The organism is Pedobacter sp. R-06 (assembly GCF_049913135.1).
Taxonomy (GTDB): domain Bacteria; phylum Bacteroidota; class Bacteroidia; order Sphingobacteriales; family Sphingobacteriaceae; genus Pedobacter.
The window spans coordinates 303,238-316,906 of the sequence record NZ_CP183977.1; the positions used below are offsets into that span (position 1 = coordinate 303,238).

Genomic DNA, 13,669 nt, shown 5'->3' on the forward strand with positions numbered 1-13,669 from the left:
TAGACTCTAAATAATGGATCAGAATATGCCAATACTTAACGGTTTGTTGCGAATACTTAAACGATGCTTTGCAGCCTTTCTTTTGGGGAGTATTCGCAGTATTTTTAGTTGTTGCTTTTGTAAATAAGGAGTCTTGATTATCCATTTTGGAATAGGCTAAATTACAAGGCTATACCTTTTTAAGAACCGAAGCATAAATTAATTACATGCCAGCCAATCAAGTTGTAACCAGAAGATTTTATCCAGCCCTATCTGAAGTGATCACTGTAGATGACTTGCCGGAGTTTTTGCACTTTGCCGAAAATGGTTTAAACCTGTTGCTGGATAAGATTCATTATAAAAATCTTCAATATTCAAAAAGTCAACGCGGCGATTCGGCATTTTATAGTTTAGATATTGTAACCAATAATATAGGCCTTGATTTGCCTTTTGGTATGCGGCTGGTGCTCAATCCCGATCAGGATGGCGATTCGAATATCTCGTCTTTCCCCATTTCTTTACAGTACCAATGGGAGATGCTGGCCTTTTTACGTTCTTTTAAAGTCCAGAATTTTGCTTTTACCCCTGAAGCTTTCTATGAGCTTGGCCTTCAGATTTTTAGAATCACTGAAGATGAGGTCATCGCACACATCCTGAATTATTTTGTTGAGGATACAGAGACCGAAACCAAATTTGAGCAATTGCTCGATGCTGTAAATCTAGTTTACGGAACCAGCTTAAGCCTTCCACCAGGTGAAGAGCCAACGGTTGATAAGGTGGTTACCTTGATTAATAACGAAATAAGTATTCCTAAAAGTGTTTCAGCAGTGATGTTTGGGATCTATATTTCACAGGCCGGAGAGGAGGAAACACGTGGGCGGCTTCAGCAGTTTTACAACCGTCTGGTTCCAAATGGCATAGAAGATTACATTAAACAGCTGATTACGCCAAAACTTAGGGCTACCTTAAAATTATCGGCAGGGATAGAATTTCCCCCAAGTATATTAAAGCCAGTAGATGCCAACGGCGATATCATAGACGACGGTCGCAAATCCATGTTTACTTTTGGCGAGGCCACGTTTTATGCCGATACTGAATCGGGTATAGGTGCTGATGTAGAATTTGTAGGTAATCTGGTACCGGAATATGCGCAGATTGGCAATACGAATCTGTTTATAGGAATAGAGCGTGCCAAACTGGATTTAAGCAGAAAAAGAAATATAGTTGAGGCTGATGCCGCAGGATATGGTCCTGATTTTACAGGTTTGTATGTAAAGGAAGCTACAATTGGTTTAAGCCGGTTTGGTAAAAAAAGCACAACTAAAACCAGTGTTGCTTTAATCGGCGAAGATTTGCTTATTGGTACCGGTGGTATTTCAGGTAGAATCTCATTGGCATCTAATGGTGCCTTATATTACGATTTTGGTTTGTTTGAAGCTGAGCTGAACCTGTTTTCGCTCACCTTTAAAAAAGGTGCCATTGTATCATCGGATATTGCTGGTAAACTTACCATTCCTGGTTTTAAGGATACTACAGGGCAGCAGGCCATAATCGATATCCGTGTACACATTCAGGATAACGGTGATTTTGAACTTACCGCCAAACCACAGCAAGGTTTATTGCCGATTACACTGCCAAATGTTTTTACCTTAAACATCAGAAGCTTCAATCTCGGCAAAGAAGCGCGTGGTTTTTATATCCAGATTGCCGGAACCTTGGATTTTATAGCCGATATACCTGGGCTAGGGCAGGTATTACCCAAAAATATCGAGATCCAGAAATTAAGGATCTGGGATAATGGAGATATTGAGTTTGACGGTGGCAGTTTTGTCATTCCAAAAGCCTTTAAACTTAAAGTTGGTCCGGTTAACCTTGAGGTAAGCCAGATTGCCTTTGGTGCCTATACCAAACAGTTAAATGGTATAGAACGGAAATATCGTTTCTTTGGTTTTGATGGGATGATCAATACCGGGAATGCCGGTGTTAACGCCACGGGTAATGGCATAAAATACTACTTTACCGTTGATAACAACGATACGGATAAACCTTTCGATAGTTTTACCAGTATTGATGGTATTGGGATCGACCTTACTATACCGGGGAATGTTAGCAAGGAAGAAGCTATTTTTATACTAAACGGCTACCTGAGGATGAGCAACCCTGATCCTGCGATTGTAGGATCTAATGCCGGATCAGAATATACAGGGGCCGTTAGTTTCTCTATGCCCAAGTTCCGTTTATCAGGTTCTGCGGCGATGCGGTTAAAACCCAGCGTACCGTCCTTTGTTGTCGATATTGGTATGGAACTACCCGGTCCGATTCCGCTTGGGGCAACTGGTCTGGGTATATATGGTTTCAGGGGAATCATCGGCAGGCATTATATGGCTTCCAAATCTGCCACTACACCACCGCTGCCAGATTCGGCCAGTTGGTGGGAATACTATAAAGCCAAAAGTAACATTACCCACAGAGAGGGGATAGAACTAGATAAGTTTGCTGATAAACCGGGTTATTCGGTTGGGGCAGGGGTTTCTATAGCAACCTCTTTCGATAAAGGTTTTACCTTTTCGACCAAGCTTTTCTTATACTTAGGTTTGCCCAATCTGTTTCTATTACAGGGACAGGCAGGTGTGCTGCGCTCGCGCATCGGTTTAAATAAAGATGTAGATCCACCATTCAGCGCTTTAATTGCCATAGATGACAAGTCCTTTATCTCCAGTTTGGGTGTAAACTACCGTTTGCCTGAAGGTGGTTCTTTCGATGGGGCAATATTTAGCCTAAGCGGTAAGCTCGAACTGGCTTTCTTTTTTAACAATACTTCGGGCTGGTACCTTAACGTAGGAAAAGACCAACCGGAAAGCGAAAGAATCAGGGCAAGGATACTTACCCTTTTCCAGGGTTATGCTTACCTCATGATTTCCTCACGCGGTATTAAAGCGGGGGCAGGGGCCAGATTCGATTTTAAGGCCAATTTCGCTATTGTAGAATTTGGTTTTGGTGCTTTTGTTGATCTCGGTGGTTCCATTAGCTTTAAACCGATACAGATTGGTGGTTACATCAGAATGGGCGGTTATGCCTATATCCGTATACTAAGGTTCAGGTTTAATATTTCGATTACCGTAACCTTAGGTTTCGAGGCACCAAATCCATTTAGCATTTATGGTTCATTGGAGCTCGATTTAGGCTTGCCGTGGCCAGTAAGGAAACTGGGCCGTATCAAAATAACCCTAAGCTGGCAGTTTAATAACAATAAAGGGCCATTGCTTGCTCCGATAGCGGTACTAAGCCTGCCCGATCCTGCAACCGGCTATATGCCTGCTGCGGCAACCAACATGCTCTCGAGTGAAACCTTCCCGATCAACTATGTAAATTACGAAATTACAGGTGGCTCGGTAAATATTCCGGCACCAGGGGCAGGCGGTTGGCAGTATAACTTTAATGACGAAAATGCGCTAACGCATGTAACCATACCATTGGATAGTTTTATCGATATCGATCTGTTAAAACCGGTAAAACCAGTTGCAGGACTTATTGGAGGGGCAGCTAATCAATTGCCTGATGGTTATGTAGAAATGCTGCCACCGCAAAAAGGAATCAGCAGTCAGGTACGTCACGAATTACAGTTGCTTGGCCTGGAAATTTATGCCTGGAATGAAAATGGCAGTTGGCAGCCTTATCATATCTATGAAGCCGTTACCGTTATCCGTACCGATAATACAGGCACGGGAGCCATTGACCTTAGTAAATTGAAAAATGCCTACTGGCAGTTTAACGAACCTAACCGGTACAACAAGATCAGGGTATTATCGCAGAATATGTTTAGCTATAGTAATGGTATGAGCAATTCAGCAGCCGATCTTGATGCTTTAAACTTTCAGCGGAAAGACCTTTTCTGTTACGAAAATATATCAAAGCAGAATATTGTGAACTGGATTGGCCAGCCATTGGATAAAGTATATCCTCAAGCCGAAACCTTTTACATTAAAAACGTTGCATTTAAGTTTACCAACATTGAAGGACGCGTGCAGCAAGATGCTGGCTTTGGTAATGCCGTATTGCAGGTGGCCCAAAGTGGCGGTTCTTTAAGTCTGATCTTACCCGAACCCGTGACTACGCTTTCGCTCGATTTTGGAGCCAATGACAATACACTACGTGTGGATTATATACAGCATCAATATAGAATTGGCTACGCACAAACACTTTTACAATATGGTGCGTTTACAAGGGGCAGGGTGTTAGTGCCAAAAACGGTGAAATACAATGTGCAAGTGTTAACGCAATATCTTGATGATACCGATAGCAATACGAGTTTAAATTATAATGATTTAAGCTTGCCTATTAACGAAGTGGTGATTCATTTCGAAAGCATGTACCCCTTAAATTTTGAGGGCGATATTATATTGGGCGGTTATTTAAGCTTACCTGCTACCTATATTTCTGCTGCTGCTTTCCCGAACGGGCATGAGTTTGATGCAGATAAAGCGCTGATTTATGCAACCGTTTACAATAAGGCCTTTACTGCTGCAGAGGTGTTAAATAAAACATACAATAGCTCAGTAGGGGCTGTGGGTCAGTGGCCAATGGATAACCGTGTGCCGATAGTGGGTAATCAGAATGCCATTGTAGCCGGAAACCCCGAAATGATAAACGGTTTTTATGGAAAAACCACCAGTAACGAGTGGCAGTTACACCAGGCTTATTCTTATACCGCAAATAGCGATGCGCTTTTAATTCCTTTTGAACCTGAATTAAAAGTAGAAGAAGGAAATTTTGCCATTGAAGTAACGGCTGTTTTTAATCCTTTCGAAACGGGTGTAAGCACGCTTCTAACAAGGGTTACCCAAGATCCCGTAACAGGTAAGAAAAAAGGTTATGCCCTGCATCTGTATCAGGATGCACCTGGCAATGCCGATGCTGTTTATGGTACTGAGCAAGCTGTTCCGTCATTCAAAGTATGGTTTACCGCTTATCAGGATCTTGGTCATTCGGGGATAGTTGCTTCAGAAAAATATACATTAAACTGTGATACTGGTAAACTAACAGAAAAACAATATAAACAGATCCTGATCTCGGTAAATCGTAGCGCTGGAACTATTGATGTTTTTATTGATAAAATGCTGAAAGCAAGTGAAGCCATCCCTTCTGAACTGGATTTTGTTGCTCCCGTAGTTAAAATAACCAACCTAAATCAGTTGAGTTATTTAACAGAAGTGTTGCAACGTAGATTGGAAGAAAATAACATTACCCGCACAGGTTTTATTGATGAGGCAGAGCTGTTGAGCAATAACTTAAATAAAACGATACAGCCAGTATGGCGCCCTGATACTACCTATGCCATTGTGGTTAAAACCCGTGACGTGGTTGAAGGAAACGTAGGTGCAGCCGTACAAAAGAACCATATTTATGGTTTTAAAACGGTTGGACCGATTGGACACTTCCAAAAGAAAAATGCCATTTATAAAGTGCTGGAAGAGCAGGATAAAGCGGCTGCATTTAAACTGGCCGATTTAAAACACTATATCGATTACGAACGCTCTTTCCCTGATGCACAAAGCCGTTACGATTTAAGTAAACCTGTATTTTGCCACGATCCGAAAGTAAGCCTGTTGTTTGTTAAACCTTATCTCAATGCCATGTTCTCTGATTGGGATGGTTATTTAGGTCTGCCAACTGTTAAGAGTACTTTGCAGATGCAGTTGTTGGATCCTTATGGCGCAATTTTAAGCCCCGAATTAATCTGGGAACAATTGCCTGATGAGGAGATTACCAATGCCAATTTCATGAAACTACCTCCAGATCAGCAGATCCTGTATTTTATGAACCGTGCGGCGCTCGAAGATTCGTGCAACGTAAACCCGGTAAGCATTAAAAAGCGTAAAAAGCAGGGTGCATATCATTTCCCTAACCTTGAGCCGAACCGTTTGTATACCGCTTTATTTACTGCAGTATATCAACCACTGGGAGAGGCTGAACAAAGGGCGGAGATCCACCGCTTTAATTTTAAAACATCACGTTTCAGCACCTTTGAAGAACAGGCCGGAAGTTTTGTGCTGAATAGTACCCCTGGATCAGAAAAATATGCGGTTTATCCATTGAAGGTAAGTTTTACACAGACCGAAATTGATGGGGTCATTAAAAACCTAATTGACGATAATCCTGAAAATGATGCTGTAGAAGTGATCAGGTATGCAGCCAAATACGATCGTTTGGTGTATGGTGGTTTGGCAATTAAGAACTTCGAGCCGATTGAAACCACGGTGATCCATCCGGTAATCAATATCGATCCTGTTGATTCAAGCAGACGTTTATTAGGAATATTGGTGAGGAACCCTGAACCTTTTAACAATCCAAAACTGCCTCTTGGATCTTTAAATAATACGGTTGGTTTATCACTTATCCCTTCGGGCCAGGCGGTGCTTCCACCAGAAACATTTATTTATATCCATTCACAGGATACCTCGGCTGTGTTTATCAGCAATGCAGGACTAAATATGCCGGTTGGTGATACACAGTTGCACTTTAAATACAAAATGTTTAATGGTAACGATTATGAAACAGATTTCGAAAGTTATAACGGGCCAACAATCCCGATAACACTTTAACCGTCTGTTGAATTAAAACATGAACAATAATTAATAAAAATACTTTCAAAATGGCATCTGCGAACAATTTCAATGCTTATTCCTCCGATTATACCCGTATAACAGATTGTCTTTTTGCTATACAAGCTTTAGAAGCAAGCGGAGGCTTAAATAACCAGGCAGAATTGCTGCGGTTGTTGCGTCTACTTGAGCAGGATGTATTAAAAAAATTATATGTAATAACTATTAGGGTATTAAAAGTAGTTACCAGCCCTGATAGTACCGTTTATATCGGGGGTGATTTTAGCGAAAAGAATTTTTCTGAAAAAGATTTTAATGTAGGTGCTCCCATGATCAACCCCCCAAACAATTGGGATTACTTTTATGGTGATTTTGATGGGGAAGATTTTCTGTTTGATGATTTTTATGTAGGCTACCTAGATACCAGCGGTACAGGTTACAGCGCCATTTTTAAGAGCATTTTAAACATGCTCGACGAGATTAACAATTACAGCGAAGATACATTTAGCGATGAAGACCGTTATGCTTTAAATGAAGCATTGGAAGCATTATTGGCTGCCTTTAAAGCGATAAAAGATTTGTTGGCAAAATTGGGACTAAACCCTTGTGGCACCGATGATGATACTTATTTGAACAATACAGGTGGTATTTACCTTCAGGCAGCTGGCTCTGACGGTGCCAACGGCATAGCCCAAGGTGTTCATTTAAGATGGAGCCTTACTGGTGTATTGGGAGATAACCATTTGCCCAAAGGAGACTATTATAATGCCCAAAACAGCCAGTTGTCAGGCTTTAACCGCAAGGATGATTATGTAAAGGTATTCCGTTCTCAATATATAAATGCGCCAACTATATCTATTGATTTAGAATTTAACCGCCCGGTAATAAATTTTATAACCAGACAATGGATGTATACCATTAATAATACTGTTAATGAGAAAAAAATCACCAGCCGTGTAAAACTCAAATTTGATAATGCCAATGCCTATAAGCAACTGGCCAGAACAATTGATCCTTTATTGGATTATTATCGGTTTTTATCCTCCTACAATGAAACCATCACTTTAGAAATAGAAGGTAAAACGAGCTATTCAGTGGGGTTCCATTTTAATAATACCAGCAACGAAAAGGCAGTACTTAAGGTGAAAATGCTTTCGCAGATTGTTAATGACCCCGATAACACTACCGAAGTACGTAAAACAATGGTGCTGGATACCCCTGGGGACAGATTTGAATTCGAAAAAGCAGATAATATTGCCAAAATATCGATTAAAAAATCAGCAAATGCTGTCATTAAGAACTTTTATTTCTCAACCTACCACGATTTTTTAACTACCCGTCAGGAAACAGACTGGATGGAAGTAGGAAATGGTTTTGGTATTTCTTTAGATGATGCTGTTGTTTTCGATCGCTTAGAGAATGAAACCTATCCTATAGATCACCTTTGGCCACATTTTAACGATGGTACTACTGTAAAAGTGGCCAATTATCAGGATAAATGGTTAACCTCCAGAAACAATAATCCTTCGGTAAAAGCAGCGTTAAGCACTTATCTTCAATTAAGCGATACGGACCCAAGGGCAGAGGAAGTAATCACCAATGTAAATCCGGAACAACAGAACGAGGGTTTTTCGATCAGTTACCTGGATATTATTAATCTGCAGGCGCTTGATTATCATTTCGCACGGATGTTGGGACTGGGACATATCGATACACCGGTAGACAATGATGGCTTTATATATCAGGTTCGTTATACGAATAAAAGCAGTTTAAACTCATCTGCTACTTCTACTTATGTATACACCAGTTTACCCGTTACTAAAACCGATTACCTGCTGCCAGAGAAACCTAAAATGAGGCCGGTTGCTTACCAGTTTTTAGGAGATGACAGCGACAGTATGAACAGTATGCTTGATGATAAAGGTTATGCGAAATTCGATTATGCACGTGTTGTGAATATAGGTAGGGTGCCTTTTCCTGACGAGCTGGTTGATCATGATTTCTTTTCGGACCTGAATGTTGTCGAAAACCTGAATATTTTCGAAAATCCCAAGCCTGTTTTTTATGGATTGGAATACCGTGCAGAAAACCAATCGGCCTATGTGAAACCCGAAATCACCAGTGGCAATTTTCCTGATGAATATCACTATTACGCCTACGATAATACCAATACTCAAGGGGTATTAGAGCCTGAGCCCTTAAGGGATGATGTACTGAGTTTGTTTACCCATTTTGAAAAGCAACCCGGCAAACATTTTTATGCCATTTATGGTATAAACTGGTTTTCGAGGGTTTCTATACTGAGCGATGAGGTAGATACCGATGTAACCGAGTTCGAAGCGGTAAACACACTATTGCCGCCAAGTGATGTTGCAGTACAATATGTTCAAAAAGAAGATCCTTTATTGTTTACCACCTCTGCAGAACAAAGCTGGTTGGCCGGACGTAAACAGACTTTTGCCGGACAAGATATTGGTTTTACACGCGTAACTTTTAACTGGCTGGATATATTGGATGCCACCAGGTTGATCGATCAATCGGCCGCACAGCTTAATACACTGATCAAAGCAGACCATGTTAAAGCTTATTTTAACCCGGAATTACCCTTAACCATAACGGGGCAAATAAAGGATATCATCCATGAACCTGATGAAAAGCTGATTAGATTAATCGTCGGCAGCTATAAACAGATGGATGGTACTTTGATAACGCCGACTGTAGCACCTGGCGATTTTTTTAGATTTACAAATAGCTTATTGGCCACACCGAACGGCAAATACCGTGTAGAAAATATGGTAAATGGAAGTGCCGGGGTAGAGATAATCGTTGAAAGTATTAATGAAAGTAAGGTAGTTGATGATGAAAATGAACCAGGAGCTTATTCTACCCGAAAAATTGCAACCTTCCCTGAAATTGGAAGCAGGTTTTCTGTTGCCGAAAACTTAAGTAATCCCGCCAATTGGGAGCCGGTTATGGAAACTGTTCAGTTAAAAAGTTTTGCCGATGCAAACAATCCGAGTATAGAACGCATTTTTGATTCGGAAAACAGAGAAACCATTTATTGGGTAGGGGGGATTCATAATCAGGCAATTGTTACCCCATTGTTTGGAAGTGAATATCCAGATGGCTTATTGGGTTATTATAAGGTTAGCTTCGACAATACAGGCAATTTGAATGATCACCCTCAAATTAACCTGCCTTTTGATGCCAATGATCCCAATAAGAATTCGCCCGATCAGCTAAGACAGGCACATGTAGAGTGGTATAAAGGATTAATCAGGGTACCAACCCTAAATGAAGACCCGGAACCAAAACTGTTGGAGGTAATCAGGATAGAAGAAACACAACCTTTAGAACTGTATGTTTACGATCCAGGTTACCAGGACGACCCTATCCAGGTTTCGACACCTGCTGTATTAACCGTTCCGGTAAATTTTCATCCGGGTTACCGGGTTTACTTTTTTCCAGAGCCAGGTTCCAATCATACCTTTAACGGCACAAATATCCTTCCAGTTGGAAATGATAACGACAAACGCACGCAGCTTGGCCTACAAACGATAGATAGCAGACCTGAAAGCAACAATAGTGTTTCTGATGTTTCGGTGCCTGCCATACTGCTTGCCCGTAAAATTGAAGAACCCGTACAATTTGAAGCGCCAAGTACATTTGGTTTAAAAGTACGCCCCGATGCCACCGGAAAAGCCTCGTTTACTTTTGATGTTAAAATTGCACCAACGGTAAATGGCATAAAACGCACTCCATTTGGTTTTATGTTCTACAGAACAACCAATGAGGATGTATTGGAAGCTTTATACAAACCAAGCACGGTAACTCAGATTTTAGAAGCACTTGGAGATCTTGATGAGGACCCGTTTTACAGTCAAAGGTATTTAGAGTTGGTTAATTTAACTTTTGATTCGCCTACTTCGGGTTCATTTAAACAATTTCCTGCGATACCAAATTCTTATGGTTTTCCAGTTCCAGATAAGTTGGGGCTTGTTGATGATGCACATGACAGTTTGGAGGTTAAAAAATTAAAATATTTTGCCGCAATACAGGAAACTTTATTGCCCTTAACGGAGCAAACCCCGATATTGAATTTTATTAAAAAGGGCCTGCAGACCGAAAATGCATTGCCTGTAATCCGCGATCTGGATGGCAATTTGCTCGATGCAACAGACGTGGCCTTTAATCCTTTTCCAATGATTAGGCAATATAATAAACCATCGCAGCCCAATACCACCTATATCCGTTTTACCGATTACTTTTTAAGCGGGGCTTCGCGAAAATTATATTTTTTTGCCGGGGTAGAGGTAACCAATCAGTTAGAACCAGGCTTACTAAGTCCATTTGCTGGGCCCGTAACCATTTTACAAACACTTGCCTCTGCAGCTCCTTTGGTTACCGGGTTTGCAATTAATCTCGATTCTTTTTCTGCTGAAAGCGGCGCGTCGGTTGTTTTTAATATTGCACCGATCTCACCTGAAGACCGAATTTCGAAAATCAGGATTTACAGATCAAAAGATAAAGACAAGACCGTTACTCTTCAAGGTATGGAATACCATGTAGACCGTGATATTGTAGCTGAGAATATTGAAGGTTATGAAGTTACCGACGATTTTAGCGATTTAACAGTTGCACCACTTGGCGATACTGTTTATTATCGCCTGGCCGGTATCCGAACCATTATCAATGAAAAAGAAGAGGAAGAAGAAGTATTGTCATTAGGTACCGATGTAATAGCCATCACACTGCCAGATTATTTAAATCCCGAGGCACCCGAATTATTTTATGATGAGGTTGGAAACAAACTAACCTGGTCTGCTACTGCCAATCGGGCCAACTATTACGTATTTAAGCAAAATAACCGTGGTAACTGGGAAAAAGTATATAGTGTTGAGTTACCAACTTCATCGGGTGATATGGAATATGTTTTGCCTGCCCCGTTGATACCAGTAGATGAAGATGGTGATAAACTTTATTACCGATTTAAAGTACAGGTGCAAAATGCTTCAGGGCTGTTTAACCTTACCGATAAAGAATTAACTGTTTAATAAACATTACTAAAGAAAATTAATTTATGTCACAGCTACCGCCAATTACCGATGCTTATATAGATGAAATTATTAAAGCGCCTGATGCTTATAATCCTACATTAAATAAAACACAAGGGGTAAAATTAAGGGAGTTGTTAAAACTGATGCGTGACCAGAGTGAGCAGCAATCTGCTGGAAATGGTGTAATCTCTGCCACCTTTCAAGAATTAACCTCATCATTATTCTCTGGAACACTTGTCCCTGGAGCGCATTATTTATTAACTGATTACAAAACAACTTGGAAGCTAAGTAATGGAAACATTCGCCGAGCCGATAATTTTGAGCCAATAATGTTATTCGCATTGACATCTTCCAAACTTTCTATAGAAGCATACAGTGCCATTTATCCACAGGATAAAATATTCTATTTGGCTGGTGCAGTAGATTATGATGGCAGTATTAAACCATATTCGGAAGAAGATTGGCTTTATATGAATGGATTGATCCCAGAAACTGGTTTTATTTACCGAAGGATTGATTCTTTCACAAACAGGGATATCAATTTCGATTTTAGGGGCTTTTGGATAGGAGATGATAATTATCGTGGTAATTTGTATATCACTAATAATGTCAAAATATTTTCTGTTGGTTTAGATGCACAATATAATAAACAGCCCAAAATACTAGGCTATAGCAGTGTTAGTAACTCAACAGTAAACGTTGGATCAGGGCAATACGGAACCTCAGGTATTAATGTTTCTGTTCCAGAAACCTATGATGACCTTAAGATTGATATTTCCAATAGTTTTGTTGGAATATTGGCAATCGACGGAATTACAGATGAAATCTCATTCCGAAATAGCAATATTAAAGGAATATATATTAAAAATGGTTTGCCATCTTTTAATAATGTCAATAATTTTCAAATTATAAATCAATATGAAATAAATCTTCCTCATTATGATAGTGAAGCGCTTGCTTTATTGGCTAGTGAAGATGTAAAAGATAATGTTATCGTAGCAGATAATTATACACTTCTGATATCTTGGATAGGCGTTAATTTAGGAACGATGATGAATAATTTCTCTGTATTTTCTCCCTTGCAGGGACTAGATTAATGAAACAATTCATTATAACTAGGTCTGCGAATGGCAGGATATGCGATACACTAGAGCATTTAAATAAGTACGGCTTAAATCCAATGGTAGTGGAATGCGAAAACGTTAATATTCCTCATATTAATGTTTTATTAACAGTGCAACGGATCATTATGGAAAATATTAAAGAAGACAATATTATGATTTTAGAAGATGATGTAAGGTTATATAGACCATTTAATCCAGATCAGTTAGTGAAAGAAAATGAGTTTAATTTTTCATTAATCTGTACTGGGAGTTTTAGTGTTGGACAATTAAGAAAATCAGCTAATGAACAGCTTCCATATTGTACTTTTTTTTATGGAAGCCAGGGTGTAATATATAACAAATCGATTTATAAATTCTTTCTAAATATAAAGGATGATTATATAGATTCGGTGAGTAGGTTTTTGCCTAATGTATGTATCACTCTCCCGTTTCTAACCTACCAAAAAGATTATAATGAAAGAAACAAAGATAATCAGCTGATAAGAAGGGAACACAAATTTAAACAAGAGAGTAAAAGATTAGAAAAAATAATAAACTACAATAATTAAAAATAAACATGAAAGTAAATTTTAACAGGCCGCTATTAAATTTAGATGGATCAGAATCAGGAGAAACCCTGAACAAACTTTTGAGCAATATTTTGGCACAGGCGAACGAAGGGGTAACCGAGCCGATCAAGTTTTTCGATTGGGCGATCAAGATCTTCAATGATGGTGAGGTGGAGCTTGACAATACAGATGCCGAATTGTTAAAGGGCTTTATCAAGAACCACAAGCAGCTTACCGTTTTTGCCAAAGGCAGGCTGTTAGAAGTGTTTAAGGCAAAGGATTAGGCTTTTAAAGAGATTAAGATATTAGCCCATAGGCTACAACAAGTAAAGCACCATGGTCCCCCAGAGCTGTGGTGT

Annotated in this window: 5 protein-coding genes; all 5 read left to right on the plus strand. The window is 39.8% G+C overall.

Annotated elements, in window-relative coordinates:
- Nucleotides 1-206: 206 nt before the first annotated feature.
- The 5 genes from ACN9MR_RS01320 to ACN9MR_RS01340 are packed head-to-tail and all read left to right on the plus strand — an operon-like array spanning nucleotide 207 to nucleotide 13,594.
- On the plus strand, nucleotides 207-6,581 hold the full coding sequence (locus ACN9MR_RS01320) for a hypothetical protein (RefSeq protein ID WP_426327881.1): 6,375 nt from the start codon (nucleotides 207-209) through the stop codon (nucleotides 6,579-6,581).
- Between the two features lie 50 nt (nucleotides 6,582-6,631).
- Nucleotides 6,632-11,635, plus strand: coding sequence for a hypothetical protein (locus tag ACN9MR_RS01325; RefSeq protein ID WP_426327882.1), 5,004 nt, complete (start codon nucleotides 6,632-6,634; stop codon nucleotides 11,633-11,635).
- 26 nt (nucleotides 11,636-11,661) lie between these two features.
- Nucleotides 11,662-12,735 carry a hypothetical protein gene (locus ACN9MR_RS01330; protein ID WP_426327883.1) on the plus strand — a complete coding sequence of 358 codons (1,074 nt, stop codon included), beginning with the start codon at nucleotides 11,662-11,664 and terminating at the stop codon, nucleotides 12,733-12,735.
- Complete coding sequence (locus ACN9MR_RS01335; protein WP_426327884.1) at nucleotides 12,735-13,310, plus strand: hypothetical protein; 576 nt, start codon at nucleotides 12,735-12,737, stop codon at nucleotides 13,308-13,310. Before ACN9MR_RS01330 ends, ACN9MR_RS01335 begins: the two co-directional genes overlap by 1 nt.
- A gap of 8 nt (nucleotides 13,311-13,318) precedes the next feature.
- Complete coding sequence (locus ACN9MR_RS01340) at nucleotides 13,319-13,594, plus strand: hypothetical protein (protein ID WP_426327885.1); 276 nt, start codon at nucleotides 13,319-13,321, stop codon at nucleotides 13,592-13,594.
- The last annotated feature ends 75 nt before the right edge of the window (nucleotides 13,595-13,669 follow it).